Source organism: Streptomyces sp. NPDC002886, assembly GCF_042888445.1.
Lineage (GTDB): Bacteria > Actinomycetota > Actinomycetes > Streptomycetales > Streptomycetaceae > Streptomyces.
The window spans coordinates 1,330,915-1,347,953 of record NZ_JBIAPV010000001.1 but is presented as its reverse complement, the minus strand read 5'-3'; the positions used below and the strand labels follow the sequence as shown (position 1 = coordinate 1,347,953).

14 protein-coding genes are annotated in these 17,039 nt (G+C 74.3%); 7 read left to right on the top strand and 7 right to left on the bottom strand.

Features of this window, described 5'->3' with window-relative positions:
- Positions 1–195: 195 nt before the first annotated feature.
- From ACFYYB_RS06025 to cbiE, 3 genes are read right to left on the bottom strand one after another with little or no spacing between them, the layout of a single operon-like run.
- The gene (locus ACFYYB_RS06025) at positions 196–960 is read right to left on the bottom strand and encodes a cobalt-precorrin-6A reductase (RefSeq protein WP_389433410.1); all 765 of its coding nucleotides are present in this window, start codon (positions 958–960) and stop codon (positions 196–198) included.
- Positions 950–1,699 (bottom strand): precorrin-4 C(11)-methyltransferase, encoded by a 750-nt coding sequence (gene cobM / locus ACFYYB_RS06020; RefSeq protein ID WP_266903575.1) that lies wholly within the window; start codon positions 1,697–1,699, stop codon positions 950–952. Before cobM ends, ACFYYB_RS06025 begins: the two co-directional genes overlap by 11 nt.
- Positions 1,696–3,222 carry a precorrin-6y C5,15-methyltransferase (decarboxylating) subunit CbiE gene (gene cbiE / locus ACFYYB_RS06015; protein WP_389433409.1) on the bottom strand — a complete coding sequence of 509 codons (1,527 nt, stop codon included), beginning with the start codon at positions 3,220–3,222 and terminating at the stop codon, positions 1,696–1,698. The genes cobM and cbiE overlap by 4 nt, the downstream gene beginning before the upstream one ends.
- Positions 3,223–3,240: 18 nt before the next feature.
- Here cbiE and ACFYYB_RS06010 point away from each other — a divergent pair, with 18 nt between their 5' ends.
- The 4 genes from ACFYYB_RS06010 (at position 3,241) to ACFYYB_RS05995 (ending at position 8,174) form a co-directional block, all read left to right on the top strand.
- Positions 3,241–3,675 carry a hypothetical protein gene (locus ACFYYB_RS06010; protein WP_389433408.1) on the top strand — a complete coding sequence of 145 codons (435 nt, stop codon included), beginning with the start codon at positions 3,241–3,243 and terminating at the stop codon, positions 3,673–3,675.
- Between the two features lie 212 nt (positions 3,676–3,887).
- Positions 3,888–4,847, top strand: coding sequence for an oxidoreductase (locus tag ACFYYB_RS06005; protein WP_389433407.1), 960 nt, complete (start codon positions 3,888–3,890; stop codon positions 4,845–4,847).
- A gap of 110 nt (positions 4,848–4,957) precedes the next feature.
- Positions 4,958–6,559 (top strand): esterase/lipase family protein, encoded by a 1,602-nt coding sequence (locus ACFYYB_RS06000; RefSeq protein WP_389433406.1) that lies wholly within the window; start codon positions 4,958–4,960, stop codon positions 6,557–6,559.
- Between the two features lie 139 nt (positions 6,560–6,698).
- Positions 6,699–8,174: an NAD(P)/FAD-dependent oxidoreductase gene (locus ACFYYB_RS05995; protein ID WP_389433405.1), complete on the top strand. Its 1,476-nt coding sequence runs from the start codon at positions 6,699–6,701 to the stop codon at positions 8,172–8,174.
- On the opposite strand, the gene ACFYYB_RS05990 is transcribed toward ACFYYB_RS05995, so the two are convergent.
- From ACFYYB_RS05990 to ACFYYB_RS05980, 3 genes are read right to left on the bottom strand one after another with little or no spacing between them, the layout of a single operon-like run.
- The gene (locus tag ACFYYB_RS05990) at positions 8,132–8,599 is read right to left on the bottom strand and encodes a hypothetical protein (RefSeq protein ID WP_389433404.1); all 468 of its coding nucleotides are present in this window, start codon (positions 8,597–8,599) and stop codon (positions 8,132–8,134) included. The genes ACFYYB_RS05995 and ACFYYB_RS05990 overlap by 43 nt on opposite strands.
- Entirely contained in the window at positions 8,592–9,380 is a 789-nt protein-coding gene (locus ACFYYB_RS05985; RefSeq protein ID WP_389433403.1) for a heavy metal-binding domain-containing protein, read from the bottom strand. Before ACFYYB_RS05985 ends, ACFYYB_RS05990 begins: the two co-directional genes overlap by 8 nt.
- Before the next feature lie 55 nt (positions 9,381–9,435).
- Positions 9,436–10,308, bottom strand: a complete 873-nt coding sequence (locus tag ACFYYB_RS05980) for a heavy metal-binding domain-containing protein (protein WP_389433402.1) — start codon at positions 10,306–10,308, stop codon at positions 9,436–9,438.
- Positions 10,309–10,419: 111 nt separating this feature from the next.
- Between ACFYYB_RS05980 and ACFYYB_RS05975 the strand changes: the two genes are divergently transcribed.
- A complete protein-coding gene (locus ACFYYB_RS05975; RefSeq protein WP_389433401.1) occupies positions 10,420–10,797 on the top strand; it encodes a VOC family protein in 378 nt (125 codons plus the stop codon).
- 42 nt (positions 10,798–10,839) lie between these two features.
- Here ACFYYB_RS05975 and ACFYYB_RS05970 read toward each other — a convergent pair whose 3' ends face one another.
- Positions 10,840–13,164 carry an immune inhibitor A domain-containing protein gene (locus ACFYYB_RS05970; RefSeq protein WP_389433400.1) on the bottom strand — a complete coding sequence of 775 codons (2,325 nt, stop codon included), beginning with the start codon at positions 13,162–13,164 and terminating at the stop codon, positions 10,840–10,842.
- Positions 13,165–13,435: 271 nt separating this feature from the next.
- On the opposite strand from ACFYYB_RS05970, the gene ACFYYB_RS05965 reads away from it, so the two are divergent.
- Entirely contained in the window at positions 13,436–14,740 is a 1,305-nt protein-coding gene (locus ACFYYB_RS05965; protein ID WP_389433399.1) for a hypothetical protein, read from the top strand.
- Positions 14,737–16,938: a hypothetical protein gene (locus ACFYYB_RS05960; protein WP_389433398.1), complete on the top strand. Its 2,202-nt coding sequence runs from the start codon at positions 14,737–14,739 to the stop codon at positions 16,936–16,938. The genes ACFYYB_RS05965 and ACFYYB_RS05960 overlap by 4 nt, the downstream gene beginning before the upstream one ends.
- Positions 16,939–17,039 lie beyond the last annotated feature (101 nt).

Sequence of the window (17,039 nt, the reverse complement as noted above, 5' to 3'; positions counted from 1 at the left end):
ACCCCGCGCCTCACGCGTCGGCGAGGCTGGATATGGCCGGCGCAGCCCGCACGTGCGCGCAGCGCACCGTGCCGGCCCCCGGGAACGGCGCCGCACGCGGCATGGGTCCGGGCAACGCCCGGGGAACGGTGGAAGGGCGGGTAGGGGACTCCTGCGCCGCGGCACGCTCGCAGCCGGGCGGGCTCGGTGAGACGCTCAGCCGGACAGCCAGCCCAGTACCCCGTCCACCGACGGGGTCTGCGGGACGCCCTGCGGCACCCGCGGGCGGCGGACCACCAGCACCGGGACACCCGCCTCGCGGGCGGCCGTCAGCTTGGGGGCGGTGGCCGAGCCGCCGCTGTCCTTGGTGACCAGGAGGTCGATGCGGTGGCGGGACAGGAGGTCCCGCTCGTCGCCGAGGGTGAACGGGCCCCGGGCCAGGAGGACTTCCAGGCGCGGCGGCACGGACCCGGCCGGGGGATCCACCGAACGCACCAGGAACCAGGGCTCGGTGAGGTGCGCGAAGCTGTGCAGTCCCATCCGTCCGGTGGTCAGGAAGGCGCGGGTGCCGAGCCCGGGCAGCAGGGCGGCCGCCTCGGCGAGGGAGTCCGCGAAGTGCCAGTCGTCCCCGGGGCCCGGGGACCAGCCGGGACGGCGCAGGGCCAGGAGGGGGACGCCCGAACGGGCCGCCGCCCCGGCCGCGTTGAAGCTCATCCGCTCCGCGAAGGGGTGCGTGGCGTCGACCAGGTGCGTGACCCCGTGCGCGGTGATCCAGGCGGCCAGCCCGTCGGCACCGCCGAAGCCGCCGATCCGGGTCTCGCCGGGCGGGAGCACCGGGGCGGCGACCCGGCCGGCCAGCGAGGTGGTCACCCGGGGGGAGTCCGGGGCGGCGGCCAGCGCCTCCGCCAGGCGGCGGGCCTCGGTGGTGCCGCCGAGGATCAGGACGTGCGGACCCGGGCAGCCGGCCGGATCAGCAGGCATGCCGGTCGCGCTCGGCGGAGTACAGGTGGCTGTCGCGGAACTGCTCGGCGCCCAGGGTGCGGCCCACCAGGATGACGGCCGTGCGGACCAGCCCGGCCTCCTTCACCTGGGCGGCGATGTCGGCCAGCGTTCCGCGCAGGATCAGCTCGTCGGGGCGGCTGGCCATCGCGACCACCGCGGCCGGGCACTCGGCCCCGTAGTGCGGCAGGAGTTCGTCCACGACCCGGTCGACGTAGCGGGTGGCCAGGTGGAGGACGAGGAGGGCTCCGCTGCGGCCCAGCGTGGCGAGGTCCTCGCCGGGCGGCATCGGCGTGGCCTGCTGGGAGATCCGGGTCAGGATCACGGTCTGGCCGACGGTGGGGACGGTCAGCTCCCGCTTCAGCGCGGCGGCCGCGGCGGCGAAGGCGGGGACGCCGGGGACGACCTCGTAGGGGATGCCGGCCGCGTCGAGGCGCCGCATCTGCTCCGCGACGGCGCTGAAGACGGACGGGTCGCCGGAGTGGAGCCGGGCCACGTCCTGGCCCGCCGCGTGCGCGCGTACGCACTCGGCGATGATCTCGTCCAGGTTCAGCTGCGCGGTGTCGATCAGGCGGGCGTCCGGCGGGCATTCGGCGAGCAGTTCGCGCGGGACCAGGCTGCCCGCGTACAGGCAGACGGGGGCGGCGGCCAGCGTCCGGGCGCCGCGCACCGTGATCAGGTCGGCGGCGCCGGGGCCCGCACCGATGAAGTACACGGTCATGTCGTCTGATCCACCATTTCGGGGTCGGGCAGGTCGGGCTGGGAGTGCGGGTGGGGCGGGTACGGCTTGGTGACCGTCCACTGGGTGACGGGCATCGCCTGGCGCCAGCCGGTGAAACCGCCGACCGGTACGGCGTGCGCGACGGCCAGTTTGACCAGTTCGCCGCCGTGGCGGCGGTAGCGGTCGGTGAGGACCGCCTCCGACTCCAGGGTGACGGTGTTGACCACGAGCCGGCCACCGGGGGCCAGCGCCTCCCAGGCCGCGTCGAGCAGGCCCGGTGCGGTGAGGCCGCCGCCGATGAACACGGCGTCGGGGGCGGGCAGCCCGGCGAGGGCGGCGGGCGCGGAGCCGGTGACCACGCGCAGGGCGGGCACGCCGAGCGCGGCCGCGTTACGGGTGATCCGCGCGGCCCGCTCCGTCACCCGCTCCACGGTCACCGCCCGGCAGGAGGGGTGCGTGCGCATCCACTCGATGCCGATGGAGCCGGAGCCGCCGCCGATGTCCCACAGCAGTTCGCCGGGGGCGGGGGCGAGGGCGCACAGGGTGGCGGCGCGGACGTGGCGCTTGGTGAGCTGGCCGTCGTGCTCGTAGGCGGCGTCGGGCAGGCCGGGGGTCGAGCCGAGCCGGGGGGCTTCGGCTTCGGGGTCGCGGCGGCAGTCGACGGCGACCACGTTGAGGGGGTCGCCGGGCGGGTGTTCCCAGCTCTGGGCGAGGCCCTCGTACGCGTCCTCGTGCTCGGAGCCCAGCTGTTCCAGGACGCGCATCCGGCTGGGGCCGAAGCCCCGCTCTCGAAGCAGAGCGGCGATCTCGTTCGGGGTCAGTGCTCCGGCGCTCAGCACCAGGACCCGGCGGCCCTCGTACAGGGCGGCCGCGAGCCGGACCACGGGGCGGCCGACCACGGTGACCACCTCGGTGTCCTCCACCGGCCAGCCGAGGCGGGCGCAGGCGTAGGAGACGGAGGAGGGGTGCGGCAGGACGTGCAGGGCGTCCGGACCGAGCTCCTCGGAGAGGGCCCGGCCGATCCCGTAGAACATCGGGTCGCCGCTGGCCAGCACCGCGATGCGGCGGCCCGCGTGTTCCGCCATCAGCTTCGGCACGGCCGGGCGCAGCGGGCTGGGCCACGCCACGCGGGCGCCGCCGCACTCCCCGGGCGGGAGCAGGTCCAGCTGCCGGGGCCCGCCGATCAGCACCTCCGCCCCGGCCAGTGCGGCCCGGGCGGGCTCGGTCAGCCCGCCCCAGCCGTCTGCGCCGAGGCCGACGACCGACACGGGTACGGGGGGCGGTGCGGAGCTCACTGGGTGGACCTCGGGGTACGGGAAGCGGGTGGACCCGCAGCCTACTGGGCCCGGCCTGCGGCCCTGGCGGCCGGGCCCGTCCCACGCGGTGCCCGACAGGGGTACCGAGGAGCCCACCCCGTCCCCGGACCCGCCCCACCCCGAAACGGTGCGCGCCCACCGCTGGACGGAGTGGGCCGCGTAGGTGCTCGGGGGCCGGTCGGGGGTGGAGGATGTGTACGTAGGCATCGGGGGAAGGTGGGCGCAATGGTGCGCGGAGACGGACGACGGAGCAGGGCGCGGCTGGTGGCACTCGCGGTGGGGCTGCCGCTGCTGGCGACCGGGCTCGTGCTCGCGGTGGTGTTCACGGTCACCGGCGCGCTCGCGCCGAGCCCCCTGCACCGGGCGGTGGACGAGTACCTCGACGTGGTGGGCCGCGGCGGTCCGGTCCCCGGGGCGGCGGTCGGCTGCCCCGAGGGTGCGGCCGACCCGGCCGCCGTGCTGCACGGCCTCGCGGGGACCTTCGGCCACGACATCGTGTCCTCTACGGAGAGCGGCGGCGACGCGTCGGTCAACGTGGACCTCACCCCTCCGGAGGGCGGCCCGATCGCGGTGGTCCTGGAACTCCACCGTGCCGACGACCGCTGGCTGGTCTGCGCTGCCTCCACCGGCCGGGTGGCGATCGACGCCGACCCCTTCTGAGCCGTGGGCGGTTCGGAACCCCGTCCGGTGACCGGGCCGCGCGCAGCGGTTCGAGTGCCGGATCGGCGGCTCCGGGATCCGGCTTTCGGCGGGCACGGCCGGCCGTCCGCGGCGGCCCGTCGGGCGCCGGAGCGGCGGTGGGGGGCCTCGACACCGGGGAGTAGGGTGCGGGGGCCGGTGGGCCATGGGGTCGCCGGGAGGGAGGAGTCGCCATGGCGGGCTGGAAGGCCACCGGGATACCGGATCAGAGCGGGCGTACGGCCATCGTCACCGGAGGCAACAGCGGGATCGGCTACGCCGCCGCCAGGGAACTCGCGCGCCACGGCGCCTCGGTGGTGCTCGCCTGCCGGAGCGCGGCCCGGGGGCGCGCCGCCGAAGTCGCGCTGCGGGGCGAAGTGCCCGGCGCCGACGTGGAGTTCATGGCGCTGGACCTCGCCGATCTGGCCTCCGTACGGGAGTTCGCGGCCGCGTACGGGCGACGGCGGCAGGGGACGCTGGATCTGCTCGTCAACAACGCCGGCGTGATGGCGCTGCCCTACGGCCGCACCGCCGACGGGTTCGAGACGCAGTTCGGGGTCAACCACCTCGGGCACTTCGCCCTCACCGGACTTCTGCTGCCCCGGCTCCTCGACGCCCCGCCCGGGGCCCGGATCGTCACCCTCTCCAGCGGCTTCCACCTCTTCGGGGACGTGGACCACGAGGACCTGAGCGGTGAGCGGAACTACCGGCGTTGGATCGCCTACGGCCGGTCCAAGACCGCGAACCTGCTCTTCACCCACGAGCTCGCCCGGCGCCTCGCGAGCGCCGGGTCCGGGATCGTCGCGGCCGCCGCCCATCCCGGCTACGCGTCCACGAACCTGCACGTCGCCGCGGCCCCGCAGGCGGGCGCCACCCTCACGTCACGGCTCGCGGTCGCCGCCAACGGCCTCGGCGTCGCCATCGGCAACGGGGTCATCGCCCAGTCCGCGGCCTCCGGCGCGCTGCCCACCCTGTACGCGGCCACCGCCCCCGGGGTCCGGCCGGACGAGTTCATCGGGCCGCGGTTCAGCATCCGCGGCGCGCCGCACCGTTCCTGGCGGGCGAAATGGACCCTGGACGACAAGTCCGGCGAACGCCTCTGGCGCGCTTCCGAAAAGCTCACCGGAGTCTCGTACGCGGCTCTATCGCGCTGAATCCCCGGGGGTTAGCTTGCTACTCGCCAGTCACTTCGGGCTGTCGAGTGCGAGCTCCGGCTTCGGGCTCCGGCGGCCCGGTCGTGTCACGCCGCGTCCCTGGGAGAGCCATGCGCAGATCCGCCCTGCCCGCGCCCCTGTCGTTCCCGATGCTCCTCGCCCTGGCCGCGACCCTGGCCGCGGCCCTCGTCGCCACCCTGCTCACCGCCCCGACCGCGCGGGCCGCGGACACCGCGGAGAGCGCCGTCCGCGCGCAGCGGCGTACGCCGGTCGTCCTCGTGCACGGGTTCGGGGACACCGCGGCCTCCCTCGACGGGCTGGAGGACCATCTGCTCGCCCAGGGGTGGCTCGCCGGGGACCTCGCCGAATTCGGCTACGACTGGGCCGCCACCAACGACTCCAACGCCGCCCGCTTCGGCGCCTTTCTCACCGAACGGTTCGGCAGCCGCCCGGTCGACGTGGTCGCCCACAGCATGGGCTCGCTGCTCACCCGCAAGTACCTGAAGGACGGCGGGAGTTCCCGGGTCCGCGCCTGGGTCTCGCTCGGCGGCCCCAACCACGGAGCGGGGGACGCCGCACCCTGCGGGCCCTTCGCCACCTTCTGTGACATCCATGCGGCCTCGCTCGCGGACATGACCCCCGGCAGCCCCTTCCTGACCTCCCTCAACGCGGGCGACGAGACCCCGGGCACCACCCGCTACACCACCATCAGCTCCACCTGCGACCAGCAGATCCCGCCCGGCGACGGTCGCGCCCCGCGCTCCACCGAGCTGGCGGGAGCCGTCAACCACGTCCTGCCGGTGGGCGACAGCGGCTGCCCCTCGCACTACGGACTGCTCGGCAACGACTGGGTCCGCCGGCAGATCGTCGCCGAGTTCTCCAAGGACCCGGTGAGCGAAGTGGAGCTGAAGACGGGGCCGTTCCGGATCACGGTGGATTCGGCGCGGTTCACCTCCGGCGGGGAGAACGGGCCCGAGCTGTACGACGGCCTCACCCTGACCACCGACGGGACCGCCCGCTCCCTGTGGCACCGGGACCGGTCCGGCGCCACCGCCTTCCCGGACCACGACCCCTGGTTCGGGCTCGACGACACCACCCGGAGCCGGCTGTTCAGCGGCCGGGCGACCGTCACCGCCTACCTCACCGACGCCGACTACAGCGCCGGGAACAATGACGACGTGATGGCCGCCGGCCGCGTGCACTGGGACCCGTCCCTCGGCTTCGGCCGGTTCACCGCCAGGATGGCCGGTGTGGACGGCGGCGAAGCCTCCGTCACCTACACCGTCACCCCGGCGCAGGGCGTCCCCGCCTGCCGGGTCCGCGTGGACCGGGCGGAGCTGACCTACTTCGACGACGGTACGACCCGCCCCGCGCTCTACGGGGACATCGCGGTCCGGACCGGCGACGGCGCGCGCACCGCCGTGTGGTCGCGCTCCGGCTCGGACCCGTCGACCTTCCCCAACCAGGGCAACCGCACCGACCCCGACCCGTACTTCTACCAGCGGGTCGGCTCGGGGGCGACGTACGGGCCCGGGCCGTTCGAGATCGGCGTCTTCCTCTGGGACTACGACGCCTCCTCGGCCGACGACCTGGTCGCCCGGGGCACGGTGGCATGGGATCCGTACACCGATCAGCCGGGGACCCGTACCAGCGAGTTCCGCGGGGACGACGGAGGGCACGTGAAGGTCACCTGGACCGCCCTCTGCCCCTGACGCGGGGGGCCGGGCCGGGGTCCCGGCGGCGGTCCCGGCCGGGGCGCGCCCCGGTATGAGCCCGTCCGCCCCCGTCGAGCCTCCGGGCGCCCCGTCCGGGACCTGACCAGGCCGCCCCGTCCGCATCCACACTCGGCGGATGGACGACGACGCAACGGACAACCACCTACGCACCACCACCGGCCCGCACACCGAGCACCACGCCGAACACCACGCGGGGGACCGTGCCGAACACCGCGCCGGGGACCATGCCGTGGTCCTCGGCGCGGGTATGGCCGGGCTGCTGGCCGCACGCGTGCTCGCTATGCGGTTCGCCCGGGTCACCCTGATCGAGCGGGACGAACTGCCGCAGGGAGAAGAGGTGTTCAGGCCTGGCATACCCCAGGCCCGGCACGTGCACGTCATGTGGTCCCGGGGTGCGGAGCTGATCGAGCTGATGCTGCCGGGCATCACCGGCAAGCTGGTGGCCGCGGGGGCCGGCCTCTTCGACTCCCCGCGCGACTTCCTCTGGCTCAGCCCGGCCGACTGGTTCGGGCCCGTGTCCGGGTCCAGAGTGCTGCTCGCCGGACGGGAGTTGCTCGACACGACGGTGCGGGCGGAAGTGCTCCGCAACCCACGCGTCCGGATCCGGGCCGGTGCGGCCGCCGCCGGACTCGTGGCCGGGCCGGACGGCCGAACCGTGACCGGCGTGGAACTGCGCGGCGGCGAACGGCTGGACGCACGCCTCGTCGTCGACGCGACCGGACGCTCCTCCAAGGCCCCCGCCTGGCTCGCGGCACTCGGCCACCCGGTCCCCGCGGTCACCCGCTACGACTCCCATCTCGGGTACTCCAGCCGCTACTTCGAGATCCCGGACGATCCGGGCCGGCGCTGGCAGGGCATGTACGTCCAGGGCCGGCCCGAGCTCCCGCGCGGCGGTGTGCTGGTGCCGCTGGACGGGGACCGCTGGCTGGTCACCCTCGTCGGCAACGGCGAACACGCCCCGTCCGCACAGGACGAGGAGTTCCTCCCGTTCGCCCGGAGCCTGCGCAGTCCGGCCCTGTACGACGCCATCCGGGGCGCGGTACCGCTGTCCTCGCCCACAGTCTTCCGGAACACGGTGAACGAATGGCGCCACTACGAGCGCCTGGAGCGCTGGCCGGCCGGGTTCCTGGTGCTCGGCGACGCCGCCTGCCGCGTCAATCCCGTGTACGGGCACGGGATGACGGCCGCCGCGCTCGCCGCGGAAGCCCTGGCCAAGGAGATCCGCACCCTGAACCCGGAGGGGATCGCGGCGGCCTCCCGCCGGATCCAGCGCCGGACCCTCGCGACGGCCGCGGTGCCCTGGCAGATCGCCACCAGCGAGGACATGCGCTATCCGGTGACGGAGGGACCGGCGCCGGACCGGGCCACGCGGATCCTGCAGCGCTACATGTCCCGGGTGATGGCCGGAGCCAACACCGACCAGGCGATCGCCTCCCGCTTCTTCGGGGTGCTCTCGCTGACCCGGCCGCCGGGCACCCTGCTCGACCCCGTCACGATGGTCCGCGTCCTGTCCAAGCGCCACCTCCCGGAGAGCCCCCACACCACCGCCTACCCGCCCCACCACGGCGCGCCGGTGGGACGGGTCAGGTAGCGCTCGACGGCCTCGCGGGCACGGGCGCTGGAGGCCGCCTCGTCGGCCAGGGACCGGGCCAGGGCGTCGATCCACTCGTCCAGGCCCACCCGGCGGCGGGAGAGCACGACGCCCCGTACCTCGTGGCAGATCTCCCCGGCCACCTGGCCCCGATCCGTCCGCAGCGACAGCCGTTGCTCGCCGAGAGCGACGTCCAGCGCGGTGACCGTGCCCTCGCGCCCGGCCAGGCGGTCCGCGACCGAACGCCTGCGGTCGACCCGTACGGCGCCGGGCGGCAGGGAGTGCGCCAGGTCCGCCGCCAGCACTCCGACGTGCAGGCTCAGGTCCGCCTGGTCACTGCGCAGCGCCGCGGCCAGCAACTCGACGTCCGTCTCCGGCATTTCGGGAACCTCCGGGACTTCGGGCACCTCGGGCAGGTCAGTCATCGAGGCCCAGCACCATGGTCGGCCGGTCGATGACGTGGTCGGCGCGCAGCGGGCGCACCGCGGTCCCGATGGCGAAGAACTCGGTGGTGTGCGACCCCCAGCTGTGGGTGTGCTGCCTCAACTGGACCGCCACGATTCCCTCGGCCTCCAGACTCGTCGCCTCTGCCTGCATCCGGCTCATCGCCAACTCGCGGGCATCGTAGAGGGCCTGGGTGAAGGGCTCTATCTCGACGTTGCGACCGGCGGTGGACAGGGCCTGGGTGAAGCGCTGGTGCGCCACGTGGTAGACGCACGACCCCATGACCATGTCCAGCGGCGCGTACCCGGCGCGGACCAGGGTCCAGAAGTCCTGGCCGGACAGGTTCGAGGTGAAGGGCTTGCCCTTGTTGTTGAGCCAGGTCCCGCCCGGACCCGGGTCGGCGCCGTCCGCCTTCACGGCCGTGCCGACCGCGATGAACTCCGCTATGTCCGAGCCGAACTCCTTGAACTCGATGTCGAGGCGCACCCCCACGATCCCGTCCGCCCCCAGGGCGCTCGCCTCGGCCTCCATCCGGCTCATCGCCAGTTCGCGCGCCTCGTACATGGCCTGCGACAGCTTGGTCAGTTCCTGGTTCTTCGTCCACCGGCCGAGTTGGATGCCCACGTGGTAGACGGAGGAGCCCAGGACCAGGCCGAGGGGGCGGAAGTCGAGCTCGCGTACCAGCAGGAACTCGTTCACCGACAGGTCCGAGGTGAAGAGCGAACCCTTTTCTCCCGGCCGGAGCTGTGCCAGTCGCCGCATCGCGTCCTCCGGTATCCCCTGCCCTGCCCCTGCGTGCCCCGTGTTCTCGGTCATCTCAGTGTTCACGTTTCAGTCGCATGATGGTCAGTGGTCCTGGTCCGGCGGGCCGCGCGGAGCGGCCGAACCGGGCGACGGCGGTGCCGACGAGGACGGCCTCCGCCACGACATCGCGCGCGTACCCGATGGAGGGGCACTCGTTCTCGCGCACCCGGAGCCCGATGTCGTCCACCACCACCCCGTCGCCGCCGTGCCGGGCCGCCTCTTCGGCCAGCTGTTCGCGGGCCTTGTGGCGTACGTGGCCGACCAGTTGGGTGTACCCGTCGACCTCCTGGTTCCCGGCCGTCAAGCGGGACAGGCGGGAGGTGCGCCAGTCGTCGTGGCGGGTGTCGATCGCGATGCCGAAGGCCAGTGCGGTGGGAATCCACCCGGAGTGCACGAGCCGGGCGAAGTCCTGCCCGCCGAGGTGTGAGGTGAAGGGCTCGCGCGGGCGGACGCGGGAGCGGGCCCGTACCGCCGTGCCGAGAGCCGTGAACTCCAGGGTTTCCGCGGCGAATTCGGTGACCCGCAGATCCACACCGACGATCCCGTCGCCGCCCAGCGCGCGGCACTCGGTCACCGCCCGGGAGAGTGCCAGCCGGCGGGCCGTGTACAGGGTCCGCACCAACTGGGAGTAGGAGGCGGTCCATGCGGAGGAGGGCTTCTTCACCCCGTCCGTGACCGACCAGGCGCCCGGGCAGCCCCAGAGGCCGGTGTACCCGATGGCGAAGACGGCGGTGCCGAGAACCTGCCCCACCGGATCGAACCCGGCGCCCTCGACCGCCGCGAACTCCTGGACCGACAGGGACGAGTCCCAACTGCCGCCGGACCGGGACCGCAACGCCGCGCCGTCAAGGGTTCCCGGCAGGCCGGTGTCTCCTCGTTGTGCCATCGAATCCCGTACCGTCCGCCCCCATGGCCCACCGTGCGGATCACGGCGTGGCCCCGTCGGCAGCCTATGTCATCCACTCCGTGGGCCATCGGGCGATCTAGGATCGGCCCCATGATCGCTGAGCTGCAGTGTGTGGTGCTGGACTGCCCCGACCCGGCGGCGCTGGCCGCCTTCTACCAGTGTCTGGCCGGCGGCGAGGTCAACCGTCCCGACCGGCGCTGGGCGACCGACGCCACCTGGGCGACCCTGCACCTCCCCGCCGGTGCGGTCCTCGCGTTCCAGTACGCCGAGGACCACCGGCCGCCCAGCTGGCCGGACCCGGCCCGGCCCCAGCAGATCCACCTGGACTTCGCCGTCGCGGATCTGGACCCGGCGCATACGGAGGTCCTGGCCCGCGGAGCCACCCTGCTGGACGGGGACCGGGCGGGAGAGGGCTGGCGGGTCTACGCCGATCCGGCCGGGCACCCGTTCTGCCTGGTGCGCCACTGACCGGCTGTCCCCGCCACCCTCCCCCCGCTCAGCCTCGGCGGGTCACTTCGACGGGCTGAGCTGCACCGTCGTCAGGGCGCCGCCCGCGGCCTCCTTCACCACCGCGATCCGGGTCCCGGTGTCCGGCACCTTGACCCCGAGCTGCGGCAGCGCCGCGTTCCAGTACGACCCGTGGCGGTCGTCGAAGACCGGTACGCCGCTCCGGGCCGGGATCACGGTCGCCGCGCCCGCCTTGTGCAGGACGATCCGGTCGCTCTTCCCGAGCGAGAAGGGCGCGTCGAAGGTCTGCGCCCGTGCGTTCAGCAGCGTGCCGTCCGCGTTCGTCAGGGGATCCGGCCGGGAGTCGACGGGCAGCAGCAGGCCGCCGCCGGGGTGCGCCTTGGTGGTGTTGTCGCTGTACGCCGTGTCCCAGAGCCACACCAGGACGCCCTGCTGGTACGGGTAGAACTCCACCGTGTCGCCCGTGAAGCCGAAGTTGTACGGACCCGTCCGCAGCAGGCTTCCATAGCCGGTGTAGCGGCGGTTCTCCACGAAGTACGCGCGCGGATGCCGCTCGCTGCCCGTACGGCCCTTCGTGCGCGACCACTTGGCCGCCGTCCAGCCGTTCACGCCCTGCTCCGCCCCGTCGCGCAGCAGCACCCGGTCGTCGTCGCCCGCCGTGACACGGATGTCGTCGAAGGTGACGCCCTTGCCGTGGGTGTTGCTGTCCGAGGTGACCCGCAGCCTCAACTGAACCGAGGTACCGCTGAATTGGTTCAGCGGCACCGAGAGCCGGGTCCAGCCGGCCGAGGTGCCGGAGATTCCCTTCGCCCCGATGGGCGTGGCGTCCACCGTGCCCGGCAGCGCGGTCCAGACGGTCCCGCCGTCCGTGGAGGCCTCCACCGTCAGGTAGTCGAAGTCCTGCTCGATGTCGTACCAGACCCGGGCGTCCAAGCGGGTCGCGGCCGGGGCCGCGACCCCCGACAGGTCGACCGTGCGCGACAGGGTGTTGTCCATGAAGTCACCCGTACCGCTCCACCACTGGCTGCCGCCCTCGTACGGGTCGACCAGCTCGGTCGTGGTCGAGGACGGCGGCAGGTGCACCAACAGTGCCTGCGGATCCTCGGTGTTGTAGCCGGACACCCCGAGCGTGGCGCGCGTGGTGCGGCCCGCGTCGGCCTCCGTGTACTGGAGCCAGCCCAGCTGCAGCTTGCTCCAGGGGTCGAGGTCGCCCGGGAACTCGCCGGTGGAGTTGCGGCCCTTACCCAGGTAGGAGGCGGAAGACATCAGCGACCAGAAGTTGACGCTGTTGTCCCCGTCCGAGCTGTACAGGTCCGGCAGGCCCAGGTCGTGCCCGAACTCGTGCGCGAAGAGGCCCGCGCCGCTGTTCTCGCCACCGGTCAGGTAGTCCCCGGCCCAGATGCCGGTGTCGCCGACCGGGGTGCCGCCCGCCTTGTTGCCCTCCGGGCCCGCGCTGCCGGCCTGGTTCCAGTAGGCGAACCAGCGGTGCGCCCATACGGCGTCCTTGCCCTGCGCACCGCCGCCCCAGGTGCCGTCCTTGCCCGCGTGGACGACGATCAGGTGGTCGAGATAGCCGTCCGGTTCGTCGAAGTCGCCGTCGTGGTCGGCGTCGTAGCGGTCCCACACGTCGTACTCGGCGAGCTGCGCCTTGATCTGTTCGGCCGTACGGCCCTTCGCGCGCTCGGAGGCGTACCAGGAGTTCGTGGCATCCCGGATCATGTCCCAGTTGGTCCGGCACTGGCCGGACTCCGAGCAGTTGTCCGTGCCGTAACGGGCTTCGTTCCAGGGGAGTTTGACCCAGTCGGTCACCGTGCCGTCCATGTCGTACCGGCCGGAGGACTGGAGCCGGTAGTAGGCGCGCAGGGACGCCGACTGCGGATCGGTGGAGAAGAACTGCTTCTGGTAGAAGGACCGGTCGAAGTTCTTGCGCCACAGGGTGTGGTTGTCGTCCGAGGCCGGCTTGCCGATCGTGTTGTGCGCCGGACCCGGGGTGCCGCCGAAGCGCGGCTTGCCCTCGAACTCGGTGGTGTTGTCCACCTGGTCGCCGAACTCGGCGAGGATCACGAAGACCTTGTCCTCGCGCTCCTGGGCCAGTTCGACGTACCGCTTGCCGACCTTGGCCCGCCGGGGCAGCGTGCCGTCGGCCTCGGCGCGCAGGCCGCCGGGGCGGCCCGAGGCCACCTCTTCGAGGGCTTGGCGGCGCAGGGCCTGGCGCTGGAGCTCCAGGGGCGCGGGCGGCGGGGCGGCGGCCTGCCGCTGCTCGGCCTGCTGCCGGCCGACGGGCGTCGGGGTGGCCGGCGGGGCCGGGGAGGCGGTGGCGGCTAGCGCGGGGGCGGCGAGGAGGGCGAGTGATATCGCCGCTCCCACCGCAGCGAGTCTGCGCAACGTAACTGACCTTTCTGGAGGTTCCGGTCGGTCGGGGGCTGCCGGAGCGGGAGTAATATTTCACATGTGACAGGTGATTGATAGGTGTGGGGGAGGTGGACCCCCGGTGCGCCCCGGGCGGCGCCCGGGGCGCGTGCCCGGGCCGCACCGGGTGCTTGCAGTGGCCATCCGAACTGCACGTTCCAGGGGCCCCGTTCGCCGTGCGGCGCTATCGTGCCGAGCGGGGACGACGGTGCGAGGGGGCGGAGCCGCGATGCGATTTCTGTTTGTGCACGGCACGGGGGTGCGGCGCGAGCGGCACGACACGCTCTTCGCCCTGGTCCGGGACCGGCTGACCGCCCGGTTCCCCGGCGCCGCCGTCGACTCCTGCTTCTGGGGCGACCGGTACGGGGCCACCCTGAGCGCCCAGGGGCGGTCGGTGCCCGGACTGGGCGCCCCCGGCGCGGCCCCCGGCGCCGACGACGAGGAGGTCGCCGAGTGGGGGCTGCTGGTCGCCGATCCGCTCTGCGAGCTGCGGGTCCTGGCGGAAGCCGGCTGGGACACCGGAGCCGGCGGCGGGTCCGGGGGAGACCCCGACGGCGGCTCCGGCGCCGGATTCGGCGGCGGCTTGGACGGGGGCGACGCCTTCGCCATGCCCGGCGTGCGGTCCGCGGGCGAGCTCGTGCTGGAGCTGCTCGCCGAACTCCCCGGGGCCCGGGGCGGCGGCGAACAGGGCGGCGAACAGGCCGCGCTGCTGCTCGGCACCGGCCTCGCCGCCGGATTCCCCGCCGCCCTGGAGACCGTCGCCCGCTCCGCCGAGGCCGCCCGCGCCGGCGGCCGGGCCACCAGTGAGCCGCAGGCCCGCGAGCTGGCCAAGGTCCTGGCCCGCGCGGTGACCGCCGCCGCCCTCGCCTCGGCCGGAGCCGAGGCCGACTGCACCGGAACCGAACGCGACCGCCTCGTCGAGCTGATCACCGCCCGCCTCGGTGGCGACGCCCGGGTTCCCGGAGCCCGGGCCGCCGCCGTCCTCGGCCGGCTCGCGATGCGCGTCACCACCCAGCCGCTGCTCAACGCCTGGCGCGGCTCCCTCACCGTCGGAGCCACCCCGGCCCTCGGCGACATCCTGCGCTACCAGGCCCGGGGCGCCGACCTCCGCGCCTTCCTGCGCGAGCGGATCACCGCCGAGCCGGGGCCGACCGTGCTCATCGGCCACAGCCTCGGCGGCATCGCCCTGGTGGACCTCCTCGCCCTCGCGGCCGCCCGCGGCGAGCCGGTGCCCGGGGTCGAACTGCTCGTCACCGTCGGCTCGCAGGCGCCCTTCCTCCATGAACTCGGAGCGCTGGCCGGGGTGGTGCCGGGCAGCAAGCTCCCGTACGGCTTCCCGAGCTGGCTCAACGTCTACGACCGCCAGGACGTGCTCTCGTACCTCGCCGAGCCCGTCTTCCCCGGCGACCCGCGCGTCAGCGACCAGGAGATCGGCAGCCGCCAGCCCTTCCCGGCCTGCCACAGCGCCTACTGGAAACAGGACTCGCTCTACGCACGCATCGAACGGGCGGTGGCCGAAGCGGAGATCGGGTGAACCCCCTGGACCTCCTGCCCCCCGACCTGGGGCCGCGCACCTTCGCGCTCGTCGCCGGGGTCGAGAGGTACGAGATCAGCCGCCACTGGAACCTGCGCGGCCCGGCCCGCGACGCCCTGCGCTTCGCCCGCTGGCTCACCGGCCCGGGAGGGGTGCCGCCGGCCCATGTACGGCTGCTGCTGTCCACGCTCGACGACCCGGAGGCGCTCGACTGGTCCGGGTCGGCCGGGCTGGCGGCCCTGCGCGGCACGCACCGCCCGGCGACCGAGGCGAACGTGAAATCGGTGCTGTTCGAGGAACTCCCGGCATGCGAGGGCGACTTGCTTCTCGTTTTCTGGGCCGGACACGGCTATACGGAACCGCGCCGCGGCGAGTTGATGCTGCCTTCCGCGGACGCCCGGCCCGGCCAGATCCGCCACCTCAACCTCGACTCCGCGCTGCGCTGGTGGCGCACCAACCTCGTCAGGCACGAACTCTTCCGGTACCAGGCCGCCTTGGTGGACGCCTGCCGGGTCGACGCACCCCGCGACGCCCGATGGAACTTCGGGACCAGCGACTACGGCGGCGGCGCCACCGTCCCCGGGCGGCGCCAGTTCCGGCTGTACGCCTCCCGCGAGGGCGAGGCCGCGAAGAACGACGCCGAACGCGGCGCCGGCCGCTTCACCGAGGAACTCCTCACCGAACTCGCCGAACGCACGGTGCGCGAGGCCGTCTCCGGTCTCTCCGACACCGCCCGCTCCATCCACCACACCTTCCTGGGCCTGCGCGAACGCGGCGAAGGCTGGCAGCTCCCGCAGTTCGTCGTCGACCGCGACTGGGACGCCTCCTCCTTCCTCGACGACGACGTGCCCGGGCTGGCGCCGCCGCGCGCGAGCCGCCTCGACCAGAGCGCCTGGGACGGGCTCGGCGAACTCTTCGAGGACCGCGACCTGCCGCGCTGCGCCTACGAGGCGTACCTGTGGGCGTTCCGGGCGGCCGGCTGCGCGGCCCCCGCCCGGGGCGGCCTGCCCGGCGACACCCTGCTGGAGGTGGCCCAAGACCTCGACGAACGCCACGGCGGGCCCGGCGGGATGCCGCTGGCGGTGCCCTTCGTACGGTTCCTCGGGGAACAGGGGGCGGCGGGAGACGAACGGTGGGCGGCCCGGGTGCGCGACTGGGTGCGCGCCACCCGCGAACGCCTCGGCCTGCCCGCGCTGCCGCCCCCGCCCCCGCCGCCGCGCAAGACGGTCCTGCACGTGCGCCTGGAGACGCCGCCGGGCGGGGAGGACGGGCTCCGCGCCCGGATGTGGCTGCGGCGGGAGGCGACCGAGCACATCTGGGAATCGGAGGGGGAGCCGGTCCGGCTGGACGCGGTACGGGACGCGCTGGTCCGGCAACTCGCGTCGGTCGGGAAGGCATTGGGGGCCGAGGCGGAGGCCGGGCGGCCGTCCGGAGCGGTGGAGCGGATCGAGTTCCACGTGCCGTACGAGCTGCTGGCCCTCGACTTCGACCAGTGGCCGGTCCCGCGCGGCCCGGGCGGGCGGACCCGGCCCCTGGGGGCGCTCTACCAGGTGGTGGTGCGCTGCCCGCAGGAACGCGAGGACACCGGCGCCGAATGGCGGGGCAAATGGCGCTGGTTGTGGTCCCAGGGCGGCCGGCACCCGGACGCGGTCCGTGTGGTGGCCGACGCGGACGCGGACGACGGGCTCGGCATGGAACTGGGCGCGGGACCGGCGCCCGCGTGCGTCCTGGCGCACACCCGGGCCGGGGCGCGGACCTCGGCGGTGGTGGAGGCGGTGCTGGAGGGCGGTGTCCCGGTGGCCCTCTGGCACCGCGGCCCCGCGTCCGGGTCCGCGTCCACGTCCGGGTCTGCGCCCGCGTCCCCGCCCACGGGCTCGGACCGGACCCGGTCGCCGCGGGCCGGCTCCAGCCGGGGCACGGAGCCCGGGGCGGGCGGCTTCGCGTACGCCGGCCCGGGCGGGTCCGCGGGCGACCTGCTCGATCTGCTGGTGCCGCCCGGCGAGGACGGGCAGCCGCCCGACCCCGGCGCACTCGACGTGCTCGCCCTGCCCGCCCGCGTGCGCGCGGTGCGCAGGGCGGCGGCCGTCGCGGGCGCGGGCGCCCCCGGCGGCGATCGCCGACAGCCTTTGGGGGGAGACCGGTTGGTCCTCCTGTGGGACGATCCCGACGACACCCTCACCCTCCGGTCCCTGGCTTGAACCCGCGCCCGATGCCGATCCTGATCCCGCGCCCGCCCCCCCGACTTCGCATCCGCACCGATCCCGATGACCGCGCGCGGCGACGGCCCGCGACACCCACG

Excerpts from the sequence above, each read along its gene's own strand:
- ACFYYB_RS06025 (WP_389433410.1), bottom strand. The coding sequence starts at position 960 with ATGCCTGCTGATCCGGCCGGCTGCCCGGGTCCGCACGTCCTGATCCTC.
- cobM (WP_266903575.1), bottom strand. The coding sequence starts at position 1,699 with ATGACCGTGTACTTCATCGGTGCGGGCCCCGGCGCCGCCGACCTGATC.
- cbiE (WP_389433409.1), bottom strand. The coding sequence starts at position 3,222 with ATGCCTACGTACACATCCTCCACCCCCGACCGGCCCCCGAGCACCTAC.
- ACFYYB_RS06010 (WP_389433408.1), top strand. The coding sequence starts at position 3,241 with ATGGTGCGCGGAGACGGACGACGGAGCAGGGCGCGGCTGGTGGCACTC.
- ACFYYB_RS06005 (WP_389433407.1), top strand. The coding sequence starts at position 3,888 with ATGGCGGGCTGGAAGGCCACCGGGATACCGGATCAGAGCGGGCGTACG.
- ACFYYB_RS06000 (WP_389433406.1), top strand. The coding sequence starts at position 4,958 with ATGCGCAGATCCGCCCTGCCCGCGCCCCTGTCGTTCCCGATGCTCCTC.
- ACFYYB_RS05995 (WP_389433405.1), top strand. The coding sequence starts at position 6,699 with ATGGACGACGACGCAACGGACAACCACCTACGCACCACCACCGGCCCG.
- ACFYYB_RS05990 (WP_389433404.1), bottom strand. The coding sequence starts at position 8,599 with ATGACTGACCTGCCCGAGGTGCCCGAAGTCCCGGAGGTTCCCGAAATG.
- ACFYYB_RS05985 (WP_389433403.1), bottom strand. The coding sequence starts at position 9,380 with ATGCGGCGACTGGCACAGCTCCGGCCGGGAGAAAAGGGTTCGCTCTTC.
- ACFYYB_RS05980 (WP_389433402.1), bottom strand. The coding sequence starts at position 10,308 with ATGGCACAACGAGGAGACACCGGCCTGCCGGGAACCCTTGACGGCGCG.
- ACFYYB_RS05975 (WP_389433401.1), top strand. The coding sequence starts at position 10,420 with ATGATCGCTGAGCTGCAGTGTGTGGTGCTGGACTGCCCCGACCCGGCG.
- ACFYYB_RS05965 (WP_389433399.1), top strand. The coding sequence starts at position 13,436 with ATGCGATTTCTGTTTGTGCACGGCACGGGGGTGCGGCGCGAGCGGCAC.